The organism is Actinoplanes sp. TBRC 11911 (assembly GCF_012933445.1).
Taxonomy (GTDB): domain Bacteria; phylum Actinomycetota; class Actinomycetes; order Mycobacteriales; family Micromonosporaceae; genus Actinoplanes.
In genome coordinates this window covers 53555-69695 of the sequence record NZ_JABBNC010000020.1, presented here as the reverse complement: position 1 = coordinate 69695, position 16141 = coordinate 53555, and the positions used below count along the sequence as shown (strand labels likewise).

The following is a 16141-nucleotide window of genomic DNA, read 5'->3' as shown; positions in this document are numbered from 1 at the left end:
CTCAAGCGCCAAGGGCCTCTCCAGCCTTCAATACGCCCGGACGCAACTCGGCCACCGCGCACTTCACGCTGCCGCCGCCGCGTTTGAGCTCGGTGAGCTCGACGTGCACGGGCAGGTAGCCGGCCGCGCGCACCTTGTCACCCATCGCCACCGCCTCGGTGTTGAGGACGACGTGACGACCATCACTGACCAGGTTGAGCCCGAAGGCCTCGGCGTCGTGCCGGTCGGCGATCACCGCGTCCGGGAAGAGCTGGGCGAGCACCCGCTGCGAGGCCGGCGAGAAGGCGTCCGGGTAGTAGGCGATGTGCCGGTCGTCGAGCGCCGCGAGCGCCGTGTCCAGGTGGTAGAAGGCCGGGTCGACCAGTTTGAGCGAGATGACCGGCCGGCCCAGCACCTCCTGCGCCTCGGCGTGCGCCGCCGGGTCGGTCCGGAAGCCATAACCCGCCAACACCATTCCCCCGTACGCCTCCGGCAGGTAAGCGAAGTCGCCCTCCCCCTCGTTGACGTGCCCTGGGCTGGCGAAACTCCACTCCCCGCTCGCGTAGAACAGCTGGTGGGCGTCGGCCTCGGCGGCGCGCTGCGGAAACTTGAACCGTGCCCCGTAGACCTTGCCGTCGACCGAGAACGCGCCGTTGGCCGCGTACACCATGTCGGGCAGGCCGGGCACCCCGTTCAGGACGTGCACCGTGTGGCCGAGATCGGCGAGCGTGGTGCGCAGCATCTCCCACTGCCGGAAGGCCAGCGTGGCGTCGACCGGCGCGGTCGTGTCCATCCAGGGGTTGATCGCGTACTCGACCGTGAAATGGTCCGGCGAACACATGAGATATGTCCTATTTCGCGGCAAGCGGTCGCTGTGGTTCATGAGGTAGAGCGTAGGTAGGCTTCATTGCACGAAACAGCGACTTTTCTTGTGTGTTGGAGGCGAATCGTTGCAGATGGACGCCGTTGACCAGCGAATCGTTGCGCTGCTGGTGGCGGATGCTCGCGCGTCGTACGCCGACATCGGGGCGAAGGTCTCGCTGTCCGCGCCGGCGGTGAAACGACGCGTCGATCGGCTTCGATCAGCCGGGGTGATCAAGGGATTCACCGCGGTCATCGACCCGGCCGCGGTCGGCTGGACCACCGAGGCATTCGTCGAGCTCTTCTGCACCGGCCGCACCACCCCGGCGCAGATCACCGTGGCCACCCGGCGGCATCCCGAGGTGGTCGGCGCCTACACCGTGTCCGGTGAGGCGGACGCCCTGGTGCACCTGCGGGCGGCCGACATCGGGCACCTGGAGCAGGCGTTGGAGCGGCTGCGGGCGGAGCCGTTCGTGACCTCGACGCGCAGCATGATCGTGCTGTCCCGGCTGGTCGAGTCGCCCACGCCGGTGCCAAGCATGTAGAGACGCGGAACGCATTCGCGCGCCGGCCCGTCCAAGCCGACATGCGCCGTTCCGGGATCGTCGCCCTCCTCGCCGTACTGCCGTTGGCGGCCTGCACCACCACGTCGCCACCGCCACCCAAGCGCGCCGTCATGAGCCTCGTCGCGTTCGACTCCTGCGCCCAGCTCGAGAAGGAGCTGCGCAAGGCCGCCCAGGACAATCAGAAGCGCCCGCTGCCGGACACGGCCCGTGCGCCACTTGCCGCGGAGGCCGCGCCCGCTCAGGCCTCCGTCGAGGCGTACTCGGGAACGAATGTGCATGAGCAAGGCGTGGACGAACCGGACATGGTGAAGACGGACGGCCGCCGCATCGTGACCGTGTCCGGCGGGGTGCTGCGCGTGGTGGACGCGGCGTCGCGGACCGAGACCGGATCGCTCGCCCTGCGCCCGGAGCTCGGCGGTCCGGGCACGTTGTTGCTGGCCGGGGACCGCGCGCTGGTGCTGATGTCGCCGTCCGTCTCGCTGGCCATGGACGAGCGGATCGGCGGCCCGGTCGGTGTCGGCACCGAGATCCTGCTGGTCGACCTGACCGGCGCACCCCGCCTGATCAGCCGGTATCGCGGCGACGGCCGGCTGGTCGACGCACGCCAGAACGCCGACGTCGCCCGGGTCGTGCTGAGCAGCACGCCGCAGATCGACTCGCTGCTGCCGACCTGGGACGTCACCACCGGCACGTCGCGTACCGACGGCCGGCTCGGCTGCGAGCAGGTGAGCCGGCCCACCGGTTCCCCGTACTCCGGGACGCAGCTGATGCGGGTGCTGACGTTCGATCTGAGGGCACCGCGGCTCGACGACGGCGCCCCGGTCGGCGTGCTGGCCGACGGCGATGTCGTGTACGGCACGGCGAACAGCCTGTACGTGGCGAACAACCCGGGCTGGCGGCTCAACACGATGCTCAACGCGGCGGGTGTCGCGCGGCAGCCGATGGACGCCGAGATCTTCAAGTTCGACCTGCCCCCGGCCGGCAAACCGGTGCTGGCCGCGTCCGGCAAGGTCCCGGGCACGCTGCTCAACCAGTACGCGTTGTCCGAGTGGGACGGTCACCTGCGGGTGGCGACGACCGACTCGGTGAAGCAGAGCTCGGCCGTGCGCGTGCTGCGTCAACAGGACACGAAGCTGACCGAGGTGGGCGAGGTCGGCGGTCTCGGCGAGAACGAAAGGATCTACTCCGTACGCTTCATCGGCCCACGGGCGTACGTGGTGACCTTCCGCCAGACCGACCCGCTCTACAGCCTCGACCTGAGCGACCCGTCCCGTCCGCGCGTGACCGGCGAGCTGAAGATCACCGGCTTCTCGGCGCATCTCCAGCCGGTCGGCGAGAACCGCCTGGTCGGCATCGGTCAGGAGGCGACGACGCAGGGCCGAGCGACCGGCATGCAGGTGTCCCTGTTCGACGTGACCGACCCGGCCGCCCCGGCGCGCCTGGCGCAACATTTCGTGGCCGGCGCGTCGTCGGAGGCCGAGTACGACCCGCGCGCCCTGCTGTGGTGGCCGGCCACGAACCTGCTCGTCGTCCCGCTCGTGGGCGGCGCACTCGCCCTGCACGTCACGGCGGACGGCCTGCGCGAGGCGGGACAACTCGTCCCGCCCGCGCACGCCGTGCCGCGCCGCACGCTCGTCGTCGGCGATGTCTTGTGGACGGTCACCGACACCGGGTTGCTGGCGTCCCGCCTGTCCACCTTGGACCGGCTCGCCTGGCTCCCCGTCTGACTACAGATACATCCCCGGGCGGTGGTCGCCGTTGTCCTCCTTGGGCGGGACCGGCTTGTCGCCCTCGCCGAAGAACCGCTTCCCGCCGAACTCGCCGTGCAGCCGGTCGTCGAGCTCGTCGGCCAGACCCGTCATCACCTGCACCGCGAGCATGAGGTGGGTGGCCTGGAAGTTGCGCCCGAACACCGGGATGGACGCCCACACCGTGTCCTGCGCGCAGTACAGACGGCCGATCGGCATCCGGTTGGTCAGCTCGGACAGCTTCACGTAGAGCTGCTCGGTCGGCTCGACCTCGGTGAGGATCGGCGAGAAGACGTCGACCAGGGGCGGATTGTCGCGCACCCGGACGAAGACCATCGCCGACCCGGCCCGGATGCCGATGTCACCGTCGGTGTCCACCTGGAGCTGGTCGACAGTGGTCTTCGACATGGTCGCGACCACCGTGCGTACGCGTTCCTCCAACGGCACCACGTCGTCGGCGGCGTCGGCGAGCGCGGCCGAGAGCGTGCCGTCCTCGTCCAGGTCGTCGATGCTGGCGAGCTCGTCGAGGCTCGGCTCGTGCCGCGCGGTGCCCAGCGGCCCCGCGTCGATCGGCTGGTCCTCGTCGTCGTGCACCAGGTAGACCAGGAACGCGGGGTGCGGCGCACCGTACACATCGCGCAACGTGCGGGACACGATGGTCGCCAGCTGGGTGGAGCGCTCCAGCGAGGAGCTCAGCCCGAACGAGTCACCGGAACCCGGCAGCACGCCGGGCGGCGACCAGCCGAGCGCCACCAGATCGGCGACCGAGGCGCGGTCCATCCGATAACCCTCGGGCAGTCCGGCGTTGCCGACCGCGAGCGCCTCCACGACGCCGCCGTCACGCACCCGGATGCTCACGGAGTAGACCGCCATGCCGGTGCCCGACGCGGTCGGGTCGAGCGTCAGGTCGATGTGTCCACCCGGACTGAGTGAGTGCAGCACTCCGGCCAGCGCGCCGGCGAAGTCCCGCCAGGCCTCCGTCACCTTTGCTCGCAGATCGGCCGTGGTCGGCTCGTCGAGCAGCACACCCTCGGACGGATTTTCGTCCCCGGGGCTCGCAGACGTCATGATCGTCACCTCCGTTCCCGTCACCCTATCGACACGCGCGAGCCGGCTCGCCGCCCTCTCAGGTGCTGGGCGCGGGCCACCGCTCGGCCAGCGCTTTCACCCGCGCCGCGACCTCGGACGGATCCGCGCCACGACCCACGGCGAGGCCCATCAGGTACGCCGTGACCGGCGCACCCGGACGCACCACCTGGTGTGCGACGTCGCGTGCCATGTCCAGCACCGCACCGACCGGGATCTCGGCAGGATCGAGCCCGAGCTCGGCACCGGCGGCGGCGATCCATTCCTGGAGGTCGCTCAACTGGCCCACTCCTCAGCAGTCCGCAGGTCGTCGTCGGTGTCGCAGTCGAACCAGGGCGGCGGCCCCGGCCGGCGCCAGGAGACCTCGGCGACCCGCAAATACTCCATCAGCTCGCGGACCGAGGCGCCGTGCAGACTGCCGCGATCCGCGGCTAGTTTGCCGACCGCCTCGCGCAGCGGCGCCGTCCGCCAGACACCGCACAGCATCTGCCGCCGGCCCTCCGCGTCGCGGTAGACCGCGCCCTGCATCGGCGCGGACTCGGCGGTCAGCCGCAGCACGTCGATCGCCTCGCCGGTCAGCAACGGCAGGTCGGCGGCGAGCAGAGCGGTGAACGTGACGTCGTCCGGAACCAGTGCCAGACCGGCCGCGGCCGCGGCGACCGGGCCCCCGCCGGGCGGATCCTCCCGCGTGGAGTGAACGGGAACGGGCAGGTCGGGCGGCACCCGGCCGACGACGATCCGGGGATCGGCGTCGTGCACCGCGGCCAGCACCCGGGACAGCATGGGCTGGCCGGCCACCGTCAGGGTCGGCTTGTCCGCACCACCCATCCGCCGAGCCGCGCCACCGGCCAGCACCACCGCCGCAAACCCTCCCACGTACGTACCGTATCCCGAGCGCGTGTCCAGCGTGACCGGGCGCTCACTCAGCTGTGGCTGATCGCTCTTCTTCGTCGATACGTCACGTTCCGGGCCCGTGCGCTTTGCCGGCGCGCCACCTCGGCTCATGGGGCCTACGCTCGGGGGATGGCGCGGACAATGACCCGGCGAGCGGTCGTGAAGATCAATATCGACGCGACGAGCGAGCCTCGGCCGCGGCCCGACGATCTGGCGGCCGAGGAGCCGCTGGAGATCCGCGTCCGTAAGGAGCCGCTCGCCGTCACGATGCGCACCCCCGGCCAGGACATCGATCTGGCGATGGGCTTCCTGCTCACCGAGGGCGTGATCAGCGCCGCCGACGACGTGGTGACCGCGCAGCTCTGCGCCGGAACCGACACCCCGAACACCTACAACGTGGTGGACGTGGTGCTCGGCCCGGACGTGCCCCCGCCGGCGACCGACCCGACCCGCAACTTCTACACCACCAGCTCGTGCGGCGTCTGCGGGAAGGCCAGCATCGACGCGGTGCGGACCAGGTCGCGCTACCGCGTCGGGGACGACCCGATGACCGTCGCGGCGCGCACCCTCGCGGAGCTGCCGGACCGGCTGCGCACCGCCCAGCGCACCTTCGAGCGCACCGGCGGCCTGCACGCCGCCGGCCTGTTCACCGCGGCGGGCGAGCTGCTCGTGCTGCGCGAGGACGTGGGCCGGCACAACGCGGTGGACAAGGTGATCGGGTGGGCGCTGCGCGAGGGCCGGCTGCCGCTGACCGGGCACGTGCTGCTCGTCTCGGGCCGGGCCAGCTTCGAGCTCACCCAGAAGGCGTGGATGGCGGGCATCCCGGTGCTCGCCGCCGTCTCCGCCCCGAGCACGCTCGCCGCCGAGCTGGCCGACGAGGCCGGCATGACGCTGATCGGCTTCCTGCGCGGCCCGAGCATGAACGTCTACACCTCGCCGGAGCGCGTCACCGTCTGATCGAGCGGTCAACTCGCGCCGCGCCGCACTCGTAGCGACCCGCACCGCGCTCACCGCGACCTGCGCCGGGCGACGCGCCGGGCGCTCGGAGCGCCCCGGCTCAGCAGCGCACCCAGCCCGGTGCGCGTGGCCCGCTGGTCGGGCGGCGTGAACGCGACGACCGCGTGCGGCCCGAGCCCGGAACTGAGCACGCGGTCGAGCGTGCCGGCCACCCGATGACCCGGGGCCTCCTGCAGCGTCCGGTCCAGCGCCACGCGGGCCAGCGGGCCGCGGCCGGCACACCAGGCGGCGTGCGCGAGCAGGCACCCGGGCGCCGGCACATGCCGGGCGTCGACCCGTCGCAGGACGTCGGTCCAGAGCCGGATGCGCCACTCGTCGCCGGTCGAGCGGTCCATGGCATGGTCGAACACCGCGGCGTCGACCAGCAGCGCCCCGAGCCATGCCACCTCGCCGTCGGTGAGCGAGCGGTCGGCCTGGTGTCGTCGTTCGGCCTCGCGGATCGCCTGGCGCCCGGCCTTCCGGATCGATCGGCCGGCCGCTTCGGCGCGCACGTCCTCGCCGTACAGGTCGGTCAGTCTCTGTTTGGCCTGCTCGGTGGCGGCGGCCATGCGCTCGCGTGCCGTCCCGGTCACCGCGGCCACCTGCGCCACCAGCGCCTTGCGGTCGGGCAGGGCGACCTGGCCCTGGAAGATCGCCTGCGTGGCGACGGCGTTACCCGGCGGCGGACACGGCGTGCCGTCCGGCGGGCAGCACTGCGCACCCTCACACAGATAGGACCACCAGCGCCCCTCGGTGACCCGGATGGCGTCGTTGAGGCGTACGCCCAAGGTCTGAAGAGCGTTGGTGAGCTGCAGAACCGCGGGCGTGACCCGGCCGGCGGGGCCGTAGCCGACCACCGCGAGGGCGTCGGCCGGCTGCCGGCCGACGACCGCCGCCATGTCCGCCGCATCGGCCGGAGAAACCGGCGGGTCTAGGTCGAAACGGCCGCAGAAGACCACCTGATGACCGGGGCTCAAACCGACCACCACCAGGCTGTCCGAGGGGTGGAAGCCCAGCAGGTAGGGGGTGACGGCGAGCAGCTCGGCGGGGGAACGGACGATGATCGTGCAGTCGGGGGTCATGCCGGAGAGAGTGGACCGGCGAGGGCATGCGGGGCGTGCCGATCATCCAGCCTGTGGACGACACGCCAAGTCATCCACAGGGTCAGGAGCGGAACGGCAGCTCGTGGAGCTCCAAACCCTCCTCCTGCCAGCCGTGCGGGTTGCGCTCAAGATCCAGAGTCAGCTCGATCGACGACACCACGTCGTACCCGGCGGCGTGCAGGCTGCGGATCGCGTCCACGTTCCGCGAGTCCGGGGAGATGGTCAGCGCGTTCATGCTGCGTTTGCGAGCCTCGTTCGCCACGTGGCGCAGCAGCTTGCGGCCGACCCCCTTGTGCCGGTGCGTGACGGTGACGACGATCGGCTCCACCTCGCCGGCCCGCCCCTTGAGCACGAGCCCGACCAGCCCGATCACCCCGTCATCGGCGTGCTCGGCCACCCAGAGGCCGCCCAGGTCCAGGCGGGTGAGGTATTCCTCGAAGCCCTCACCGCCCTCGTCCACCGGCTCGCCGTACATCTGGTTGTGCTCGTTCGTCAGCTCGGACCACAGGCGGCGGCTCGCGGCGTGGTCGCTCGGACGGTACGAACGCACTGTGACAGGGCTCATGCCAGCATTTTGGCTCCGATTTCGGGCACGCGTAAGGCGAAGTGCAAGATAAGCGCGTGGACCAGGCGTATTTACGCGCGCATCCCGAGCATCTCCCGACATTTCTCACCCACCAGCGCATCCGCGAAACACCGGTGGGCGGCGGCAGTGTGGCCAGCGCAAGCCGCCTGACCTTGGACGACGGCACCTCGATATTCACGAAAACGTGGCCGTCGGGTGATCCGCCACGGGGCTTTTTCGCAGCGGAGGCGGCCGGGCTCGCCTGGTTGCGGTCGGCCGGCGCGGTACCCGTACCGGAAGTAATTGCCGATCTTCCGAATTTGCTCGCGATGGAATGGGTCGAACCCGGTGATCCGACCCCGGCGGCGGCCGAGCGGCTGGGGCGGGACCTCGCGGCGCTGCATCGTTCGGGCGCCGAGGCGTTCGGTGCGCCGTGGCCCGGATATATAGGTCCGCTGCCGCTGGACAACACGCCGACGGCCATTCCGTGGGGTGCCTGGTTCGGTGAGCGCCGGCTGCTGCCCTATCTCAAGATCTCGGCCGATCGCGGCGCACTCTCGGCGGCCGACGTCACGCTGGTCGACCGGGTCATCTCCGGGCTTGCGTCGTACGCGTCGAGCGAGCCACCCAGCCGCACCCACGGGGATCTCTGGCCCGGAAACGTGCACTGGGCTCTCGACGGCCGGGCCTGGCTGATCGATCCGGCGGCGCAGGGCGGTCACCGCGAGACGGATCTGGCGGAAATGGGGCTTTTCGGCGGCCTGCCGTACCTGGATCGGGTCCTCGACGCGTACGACGAGGTGTATCCGCTGGCGTCCGGCTGGCGCGACCGGGTGGCGCTGCATCAGCTGCATCTGCTGCTCGTGCACACCGCGGCGTTCGGCGGCGCGTACCGGGAGGCGGTTCGAGCGGCGGCGGGTTCGGCGAGCCGGACAATTCGGTAAAACCACAGGTAGAACGGTTATCCACAGGGGCGAAATCGATCACAGCAGTTCGCGGCGGGAGCGGCTAGATTCGATTCATGAGAGACCAGCGACTCGCGCTCACCGACCGTTTCGGCCGGGTCGCGACCGATCTGCGCGTGTCGCTGACCGATCGTTGCAACCTCCGCTGCACGTATTGCATGCCGGCCGAGGGTCTCGCCTGGATGCCGCGTGACGAGCAGCTCACCGACGACGAGGTGGTCCGGCTCGTCCGGATCGGTGTCGAGCTGCTGGGCATCAAAGACGTGCGTTTCACCGGGGGCGAGCCGCTGATCAGGCGCGGACTCGTCGGCATGATCGCGGCGGTCGCCCGGTTGTCGCCGCGGCCGCAGATCATGCTGACCACGAACGGGATCGGGCTCGAACGCCTCGCCGGCTCGTTGCGCGACGCCGGCCTCGACCGGATCAACGTCTCGCTCGACACGCTCGACCCGGCCCGCTTCCTGGCACTGACCCGTCGCGACCGGCACGCCGACGTTCTGCGCGGCCTGCGCGCCGCCGCCAAGGCCGGGCTGACACCGGTCAAAATCAACACCGTGCTGATGCGCGGGGTCAACGAGGACGAGGCGCCCGCGCTCTTGCGGTTCGCTTTGGAGTATGGGTATCAACTGCGCTTCATCGAGCAGATGCCGCTGGACGCCCAGCATCAGTGGGATCGTCACGAGATGGTGACCGCGCAAGAGATCCTGGCCGGCCTCGCGCCCTTCTCGCTCCAGCCCGATTCGGTTTCACGTGGAACGGCGCCGGCCGAGACCTGGCTCGTCCCCGGTTACGTCGACGCGGCCGGCGAGCCCGCCCGGGTCGGCGTCATCGGCAGCGTGACCAGGCCGTTCTGCGGCGATTGCGACCGCACCAGGCTGACCGCCGACGGCCAGGTCCGCAACTGCCTGTTCGCAACCGAGGAGAGCGATTTGCGCAAGCTGCTCCGCGGCGGCGCCGACGATCGGGAGATCGCGATGGCCTGGCAGGCGGCCACGCTCGGCAAGCGCGCCGGGCACGACATCGACGACCCCACGTTCTTGCAGCCGGCGCGCCCGATGTCGGCGATCGGAGGCTGACGCGGTGCTGACCGTCCGTTTCTTCGCCGGCGCCCGCGCCGCGGCCGGCGGAAAGTCGAGCGAGCCGGCCGAGGCCGCGTCGCTGAGCGAGCTGCAGCAGATGCTGACGAGCCGCCACGGCGAGCGCCTGGGCGTGGTACTGAAGGCGGCCAGCTTCCTGGTCGACGGCGTGAGCTGCCACGACCCCCAGGCTCCGCTCCCGGCGAACGCGACGGTCGACGTGCTCCCCCCGTTCGCCGGCGGCTGACCCACCGCGGTCCAAGCCCCGCTCGCCCGAACCTCCCGCGCGAGTGGGCTCTCGGTCGTTGAGCATCGGCCGGGCCACTCAGGACGTTGACAGGGTGGCCGGGTTAGGGTGCGGGATTCCCGTGGCCGAGAACCGCTTCGGGCGGCGCGATGAGGAGTGGACTTGCTGGGGTTCGTCGGGGTGGCCTTGCTCCTTGTCGTCCTGATACACGCCTATTTATGGAAGCGGCTCGTCCGGGACCCGTTGCCCAAGGGCCGCGCGCGACGCATCGGGAACGTCGTCGCGGTGGTTCTCGGCCTGCTCGTGCCGGTGACCCTCATCGGGGTCCGGGCCGGTTACCTTTCCTGGCTGGCCTGGCCCGGATATCTGTGGCTGGCCGTCATGTTCTACCTGCTCGTGGTGCTGCTCGTGCTCGAGATCCCACGCCTGGTGCTGAGGCTGACGTGGGTTCGGGCATCCAGGCGTACGGGGGAAAAGGTCTCGGCAAACCTGTCAGTTGGCGCGGCACCGGCGACCGACCAGACCGATCCGGGCGCGGCTGCCGAGGGGATTGACCGGCGCCTCCTGCTCGCGCGCGGGGCGGCCATCTTCGCCGGACTCACCGCGGCGGGCGTGACCGGCTACGGCGTCAAGACCGCACTCGGAGCCCCGCAGCTCGACCGCGTTCAACTGCCCCTGGCCAAGCTGCCGCGCGCCATGGACGGCACTCGGCTCGCCGTCGTCTCGGACATCCATCTCGGACCGCTCACCGGCAGCCATCACGTGGGGCGCATCGTCTCGCTGATCAATTCGGTGCAGGCGGACATCGTGTGCGTCGTCGGTGATCTGGTGGACGGCAGCGTGGCGGAACTGGGGCGGTTCGCGGCACCGCTGGCCGACATCGAGTCGCGGCATGGGGCGTATTTCGTGACCGGGAATCATGAGTACTACTCGGGCTACCGGGAGTGGGTCGACGAGGTGGCCCGTCTCGGCGTACGGCCGTTGCGGAACGAGCGCCTCGAGATCGCCGGCCTGGACCTCGCCGGGGTGAACGATCTGGGCGGGGCCGATGTGGGCGATCCGCCGGACTTCGCCAAGGCGCTGGGTGACCGAGATCGCACCCGGCCGGTCGTGCTGATGGCGCATCAACCGGCGGCGGCCGAGCAGGCGGCCCCCTTCGGGGTCGATCTCCAGGTTTCCGGGCACACGCACGGTGGCCAGATGGCACCCTTCAACCTGCTGGTCAAGCTGCAACAACCCATTGTGTCCGGCCTCGGCACCGTCGATGGCATGCCGGTGTACGTGACCAATGGCGCCGGCTTCTGGGGCCCGCCGGTCCGGGTGGGTGCGCCCCCGCAGGTCACCGTCATCGAGTTACGGACGAGCTGAGAGATCAAGGACTAAAGATCAAGATCGGTGAGTTTGCTAGAGCGTGGCGATTCGTGAGAGCACCGGAGGGCGTGACAGGATGCAGCGCGTGCCCTCGGATAACGCAGGGTCCTCGGTCACCGCGGACACATACGTCGCGGACCTCCACATCCACTCGAAGTATTCGCGCGCGTGCAGCCGTGATCTGACACTGCCGAATCTGGCCTGGTGGGCGCGGCGTAAGGGAATCGCGCTGCTGGGGACCGGCGACTTCACCCACCCCGCGTGGTTCGACCATCTCAAGGAGAATCTGGTCGACGCCGGGCCCGGTTTGTACCGGCTGGCCGACGAGTCCGATGTGACCAGGCGGCTGCCCGGCTCGCTCCAAAAAAGCCCGAGCGCGCGTTTCATGCTCAGCGTCGAGATCTCCACGATCTACAAGCGGGACGACCGCACTCGCAAGGTGCACCACCTGATCTACATGCCCGACTTCGCGTCGGCGGCCAAGTTCAACACGGCCCTGGGCCGCATCGGCAACCTGACCGCGGACGGCCGGCCGATCCTCGGGCTGGACTCGCGCGACCTGCTGGAGATCGCGCTCGAGTCCGGCGGTTACCTGGTGCCCGCGCACATCTGGACGCCGTGGTTCTCGGCGCTGGGTTCGAAGTCCGGCTTCGACGCGATCGCCGACTGCTACGCGGATCTCGCCGATCACGTGACCGCCGTGGAGACCGGCCTCTCCTCCGACCCGGAGATGAACTGGCGAGTCTCCAGCCTGGACCGATACCGGCTGGTCTCGAACTCGGACGCGCATTCGCCGGCCGCGCTGGCCCGCGAGGCGACGCTGTTCACCGGCGAACCCGACTATTTCGCCGTACGCGACGGGAAGGGGCTCGCCGGCACGCTGGAGTTCTTCCCCGAGGAGGGCAAGTACCACGCGGACGGGCACCGGGCCTGCGGCATCGCCTGGGAACCGGCCCGCACCAGGGAGAACGGCGGCCGCTGCCCGGAGTGCGGCAAGCCGCTGACCGTGGGCGTGCTGAGCCGGGTCGAGGATCTGGCCGATCGCCCGGACGGCTATCAGAAAGACATCCACGTCGAGCACCTGATCCAGCTGCACGAGATCCTCGGCGAGATCAACGGCGTGGGACCGAAGTCGAAGACCGTCGAGGCCACGCTGAATCACCTGGTCGCGACGCTCGGGTCCGAATTGGACATTCTGCGCAAGATTCCGGTCGACGCGATCGGGCAGGCCGGTGGGGACAACCTGCGCGAGGCGATCGAGCGGTTGCGTCGCGGGGCGGTCCGGCGGGTCGCGGGCTACGACGGCGAGTACGGCGTGATCACCCTCTTCGAGCCGGGTGAGCTGCGTAATCGCGCGAGCGCGCCGCAGGTGGAAACCCTGTTCGACGTTCCGCAGCAGCGCAAGCCGGAACCGCCGGCGCCCCGAGTAAAGCCCGCTAAAGCCGCCAAAGAGCCGAAAAAACCGGCGGTGGCCAGCCCGCCGCCGCTCACTCCGCCGCCCAGCCCGCACGAGCCGTTCGAGCCGATGCTGGCCGGCATGGAAGAGGTCGGCACCGGCCTTCTCGACCGGCTCGACGCGATGCAGCGGGTCGCGGCCTCGGCCCCGGGCGGCCCGCTCCTGATCGTGGCGGGCCCGGGCACCGGCAAGACGCGCACGCTCACGCATCGGATCGCCTACCTCTGCGCCGAGCTCGGCGTCGTCCCGGAACGCTGCCTGGCGATCACCTTCACCCGGCGGGCCGCGGCCGAGCTGCGCGAACGTCTCGACGCCCTGCTCGGGGCCGACGCCGACGACATCACGGTCGGCACGTTCCACTCGGTCGGCCTGACCATCCTGAAGGAGAACGCGAAGGCCGCCGGGCTCGGCGCCAAATGGCGGATCGCCGACGAGAACGAACGGACCGAGCTGCGGGAGCAGGCCGGGGACGACGATCTGGCGTACGCGAAATTGCTGCGCCAGCAGGACCTGGTCGACCTGGACGAGTTGATCACGTTGCCGGTGGCACTGCTGCGCGACGAGCCGGCGCTGGTCGAGAAGTACCGGCGCCGCTGGCAATGGATCTTCGTGGACGAGTACCAGGACGTCGACGAGGTCCAGTACGAGCTGCTGCGGCTGCTGAGTCCCGCGGACGGCAACCTGTGCGCGATCGGCGACCCGGACCAGGCGATCTATTCGTTCCGCGGCGCCGACGTCAAATACTTCCTGCGCTTCAACGAGGACTTCGTGGACGCGCGGCTGGTGCGGCTGACCCGCAACTATCGCTCGTCGGCGCCGATCCTCGCCGCCGCGGTGCAGGCCATCGCCCCGTCCACGCTGGTCAACGGCCGTCGGCTGGACCCGGCGCGGCTGGATCCGGAGGCGTCGCTGGTCGGCCGTTACCGGGCGGCGAGCGTCGCGGACGAGGCCGACTTCGTGGTCCGCACCATCGACGAGCTGGTCGGCGGTCTGTCGCACCGGTCGCTCGACTCGGGCCGCGTCGACTCCCGGACGGCCGCGATGGGCAATTTGTCGTTCTCGGACATCGCCGTTCTCTACCGCACCGACGCGCAGTCCGGGCCGATCCTCGAGGCACTGTCCCGGGCCGGCGTGCCGGTGCAGAAGCGGTCGCACAACCGGCTCCGCGATCGGGCCGGCGTGCAGGTAATCGCCCGCGAGCTGCGGCACGCGAACGGGCGCGATCCCCTCTCGGCACGCGTCAAGACGACGGCGCAGGTGCTGGCCCAGCGGTACGCCGCCCCGACGCTGGACGCGGAGCACCTTGCCCCCGACGACATCTGGACCGCGGCCGACCTGCTCATGCCGCTGGCTCACAAGATCGGTGACGATCTGCCGCAGTTCCTGCAGGAGATCGCGACCGGCGCCGAGGTGGACGCGCTGGACCGGCGCGCCGAGGCGGTCAACCTGCTCACCCTGCACGCCGCGAAGGGCCTGGAGTTCCCGGTCGTCTTCCTGGTCGGTTGCGAGGACGGCCTGCTGCCGCTGCGCTGGCCCGGCGGGGCACCGACCGACGAGGAGACCGCCGAGGAACGCCGGCTGTTCTTCGTGGGCCTGACCCGCGCGCAGGACCGTCTCTTCGTGAGCCACGCGGCGCGACGGTTCCGGCACGGCAGCGAGCGGGAGCAGTCGCCGACGCCGTTCCTGGACGCGATCGACTCCGGATTGTTCGAGCGGCTCGGCGACACGGTTCCGTCCCGTCCCAAGGATCGCCAGCTCAGGCTGTTGTAATCGCGATCAGCGCGCCGGCCAGCAGCGCCGGTCCGAACGCGAGCGGTGTCCGTCGGCCGCGCCCCAACTGGATGATCGCGATCGGGCCGTTGATCAGGTGGGGCGCGATCACGCCGACGATCACCGCCGGCCAACCGGCGAAACCCACGATCAGGGCCAGGACACCGGCGAGCTTCACGTCGCCCAGGCCGAGGCCGCCGGGCATCAAGACGGCGATCATTGCGTACGCCGTGAGGACTACCCCGCCGGCCGCGATCGCTGGGCCGATCATCGACGGCCGAAGGATCGCGGACGGCACCGCGGCGAGAACCGCGAGCGTGCCGACGAGACGGTCGGGCAGTCGCCGGCAGCGCAGGTCGATCACCCCGAGGAGCAATGCCGGGACGGTGGCGACCAGGTAGACCGGCAGTAGCGCGGACGGTCCGATCGCGACGGCCAGCACCGCGGCGGTGACGGCGCCGACCGGGACGATCATCAGCGAGCCGGGGTGGCACCGGCATGCGGCGCCGACGCGTACCCAAGCTGGATAGATGTCGCCGCAGCCGGCGCAGGAAGATCGCGCCGGCTCTCCGAATCGGACGGAGAGCCGATGCGCGACGGTGGGCAGGAACGCGGCGGTGGCGCCGCCGTACAGCGCCGCGAAGATCACGAGAAGTAGTGACACGGTCGTGCAACGTAGTGGTCACAAAGTCGCTTTCCGCGTCGCATTGCCGACACCTGCGGCGATTCCGTGCATGGTGCGGTCGTCCTCGCACGCTACGGTGGCAGGCAGCGAACATCCGCTTCCGGAGGGTCCCGATGCCGCATAACGGCCCATTTTCCGGCCCGCCCGGCCCACCCTGGTCGTCCGGCGGGCAGGAGGACTATTCGGAGCCCTCCGACCCGTGGGGCGACGCCGCGCCGGAGCCGTGGGCTCCGATCCCGCAGCAACCGCTGCCGTACCACCAGACGTGGGCGACGCCGCCGCCCGAGACGCCCCGGCGGAACACTCCGATGGTGGCGCTGGTCGTCACGTTGAGCGTGCTGGCGGTGGCCGGGCTGGGCGCCGCGTTATGGCTGCTGAACGATCGGCGGGATCAGCCGTCCGCGGTCGCCGCGCCGACGAACTCGGCCACCGCCGGGCCGGGTGCCGCGCCGGTGGGCAGCGAGGACGCGCGGTTCAGCGCCAAGCAGGGCGACTGTGTGGTCAACGAGGGCAGCGACGATGACCCGGAGATGCGTAAGACGGTCTGCACGTCGGGGACGTACGAGGTGCTCAAACGCATCGAGGGCAAGACCACCGGGGAGAAGGACGCGGAGGGCAAGTGCGCCAAGGTCCCGGGCTACACGAAGTGGTACTTCTACGACAGCTCGCTGGACGACCTCGACTTCGTGCTGTGCCTGCAGGAGCATAAGTAGCTCTAGCGCTTTCTAGGATCAGAGCTAGACACCGGTAGAGTGAGGTCGACTCAAGACTCT

General features: G+C 70.3%; 16 protein-coding genes. 9 read left to right on the top strand and 7 right to left on the bottom strand.

Features of this window, described 5'->3' with window-relative positions; genetic code table 11:
* Position 1: 1 nt before the first annotated feature.
* Entirely contained in the window at positions 2–862 is an 861-nt protein-coding gene (gene ddaH, locus HH310_RS25150) for a dimethylargininase (RefSeq protein WP_169178105.1), read from the bottom strand.
* 67 nt (positions 863–929) lie between these two features.
* On the opposite strand from ddaH, the gene HH310_RS25145 reads away from it, so the two are divergent.
* The gene (locus tag HH310_RS25145) at positions 930–1385 is read left to right on the top strand and encodes an Lrp/AsnC family transcriptional regulator (protein WP_169178104.1); all 456 of its coding nucleotides are present in this window, start codon (positions 930–932) and stop codon (positions 1383–1385) included.
* Between the two features lie 41 nt (positions 1386–1426).
* Positions 1427–3133 carry a beta-propeller domain-containing protein gene (locus tag HH310_RS25140; RefSeq protein WP_169178103.1) on the top strand — a complete coding sequence of 569 codons (1707 nt, stop codon included), beginning with the start codon at positions 1427–1429 and terminating at the stop codon, positions 3131–3133.
* On the opposite strand, the gene HH310_RS25135 is transcribed toward HH310_RS25140, so the two are convergent.
* From HH310_RS25135 to HH310_RS25125, 3 genes are read right to left on the bottom strand one after another with little or no spacing between them, the layout of a single operon-like run.
* Complete coding sequence (locus HH310_RS25135) at positions 3134–4222, bottom strand: T3SS (YopN, CesT) and YbjN peptide-binding chaperone 1 (protein ID WP_169178102.1); 1089 nt, start codon at positions 4220–4222, stop codon at positions 3134–3136.
* A 58-nt stretch (positions 4223–4280) separates the two neighbouring features.
* Entirely contained in the window at positions 4281–4520 is a 240-nt protein-coding gene (locus HH310_RS25130; protein WP_169178101.1) for a DUF6457 domain-containing protein, read from the bottom strand.
* Entirely contained in the window at positions 4517–5116 is a 600-nt protein-coding gene (locus HH310_RS25125) for an NTP transferase domain-containing protein (RefSeq protein ID WP_312034302.1), read from the bottom strand. Before HH310_RS25125 ends, HH310_RS25130 begins: the two co-directional genes overlap by 4 nt.
* Positions 5117–5263: 147 nt before the next feature.
* On the opposite strand from HH310_RS25125, the gene fdhD reads away from it, so the two are divergent.
* Positions 5264–6091 carry a formate dehydrogenase accessory sulfurtransferase FdhD gene (fdhD, locus tag HH310_RS25120; RefSeq protein WP_169178100.1) on the top strand — a complete coding sequence of 276 codons (828 nt, stop codon included), beginning with the start codon at positions 5264–5266 and terminating at the stop codon, positions 6089–6091.
* A gap of 50 nt (positions 6092–6141) precedes the next feature.
* On the opposite strand, the gene HH310_RS25115 is transcribed toward fdhD, so the two are convergent.
* Both HH310_RS25115 and HH310_RS25110 read right to left on the bottom strand, forming a co-directional pair.
* Positions 6142–7212 (bottom strand): DUF4192 domain-containing protein, encoded by a 1071-nt coding sequence (locus tag HH310_RS25115; RefSeq protein WP_169178099.1) that lies wholly within the window; start codon positions 7210–7212, stop codon positions 6142–6144.
* Between the two features lie 82 nt (positions 7213–7294).
* Positions 7295–7798 carry a GNAT family N-acetyltransferase gene (locus HH310_RS25110; RefSeq protein WP_169178098.1) on the bottom strand — a complete coding sequence of 168 codons (504 nt, stop codon included), beginning with the start codon at positions 7796–7798 and terminating at the stop codon, positions 7295–7297.
* A gap of 56 nt (positions 7799–7854) precedes the next feature.
* On the opposite strand from HH310_RS25110, the gene HH310_RS25105 reads away from it, so the two are divergent.
* The 5 genes from HH310_RS25105 to HH310_RS25085 all read left to right on the top strand — a co-directional run bounded on the left by HH310_RS25105 (position 7855) and on the right by HH310_RS25085 (position 14683).
* Entirely contained in the window at positions 7855–8742 is an 888-nt protein-coding gene (locus tag HH310_RS25105) for a fructosamine kinase family protein (RefSeq protein WP_169178097.1), read from the top strand.
* A gap of 77 nt (positions 8743–8819) precedes the next feature.
* The gene (gene moaA / locus HH310_RS25100; protein ID WP_169178096.1) at positions 8820–9839 is read left to right on the top strand and encodes a GTP 3',8-cyclase MoaA; all 1020 of its coding nucleotides are present in this window, start codon (positions 8820–8822) and stop codon (positions 9837–9839) included.
* A 4-nt stretch (positions 9840–9843) separates the two neighbouring features.
* Positions 9844–10086 (top strand): MoaD/ThiS family protein, encoded by a 243-nt coding sequence (locus tag HH310_RS25095; protein ID WP_169178095.1) that lies wholly within the window; start codon positions 9844–9846, stop codon positions 10084–10086.
* Positions 10087–10248: 162 nt separating this feature from the next.
* On the top strand, positions 10249–11454 hold the full coding sequence (locus HH310_RS25090) for a metallophosphoesterase (RefSeq protein ID WP_169178094.1): 1206 nt from the start codon (positions 10249–10251) through the stop codon (positions 11452–11454).
* 79 nt (positions 11455–11533) lie between these two features.
* Positions 11534–14683, top strand: coding sequence for a UvrD-helicase domain-containing protein (locus tag HH310_RS25085; RefSeq protein WP_169178093.1), 3150 nt, complete (start codon positions 11534–11536; stop codon positions 14681–14683).
* Here HH310_RS25085 and HH310_RS25080 read toward each other — a convergent pair.
* The gene (locus HH310_RS25080) at positions 14670–15347 is read right to left on the bottom strand and encodes an A24 family peptidase (protein WP_312034301.1); all 678 of its coding nucleotides are present in this window, start codon (positions 15345–15347) and stop codon (positions 14670–14672) included. The two genes, HH310_RS25085 and HH310_RS25080, sit on opposite strands and share 14 nt — an antisense overlap.
* A gap of 134 nt (positions 15348–15481) precedes the next feature.
* Here HH310_RS25080 and HH310_RS25075 point away from each other — a divergent pair, with 134 nt between their 5' ends.
* On the top strand, positions 15482–16081 hold the full coding sequence (locus HH310_RS25075) for a hypothetical protein (protein WP_169178092.1): 600 nt from the start codon (positions 15482–15484) through the stop codon (positions 16079–16081).
* Positions 16082–16141 lie beyond the last annotated feature (60 nt).

Coding starts and splice junctions, on each gene's coding strand:
- ddaH (WP_169178105.1), bottom strand. CDS start 862: ATGAACCACAGCGACCGCTTGCCGCGAAATAGGACATATCTCATGTGT.
- HH310_RS25140 (WP_169178103.1), top strand. CDS start 1,427: ATGCGCCGTTCCGGGATCGTCGCCCTCCTCGCCGTACTGCCGTTGGCG.
- HH310_RS25135 (WP_169178102.1), bottom strand. CDS start 4,222: ATGACGTCTGCGAGCCCCGGGGACGAAAATCCGTCCGAGGGTGTGCTG.
- fdhD (WP_169178100.1), top strand. CDS start 5,264: ATGGCGCGGACAATGACCCGGCGAGCGGTCGTGAAGATCAATATCGAC.
- HH310_RS25115 (WP_169178099.1), bottom strand. CDS start 7,212: ATGACCCCCGACTGCACGATCATCGTCCGTTCCCCCGCCGAGCTGCTC.
- HH310_RS25110 (WP_169178098.1), bottom strand. CDS start 7,798: ATGAGCCCTGTCACAGTGCGTTCGTACCGTCCGAGCGACCACGCCGCG.
- moaA (WP_169178096.1), top strand. CDS start 8,820: ATGAGAGACCAGCGACTCGCGCTCACCGACCGTTTCGGCCGGGTCGCG.
- HH310_RS25085 (WP_169178093.1), top strand. CDS start 11,534: ATGCAGCGCGTGCCCTCGGATAACGCAGGGTCCTCGGTCACCGCGGAC.
- HH310_RS25075 (WP_169178092.1), top strand. CDS start 15,482: ATGCCGCATAACGGCCCATTTTCCGGCCCGCCCGGCCCACCCTGGTCG.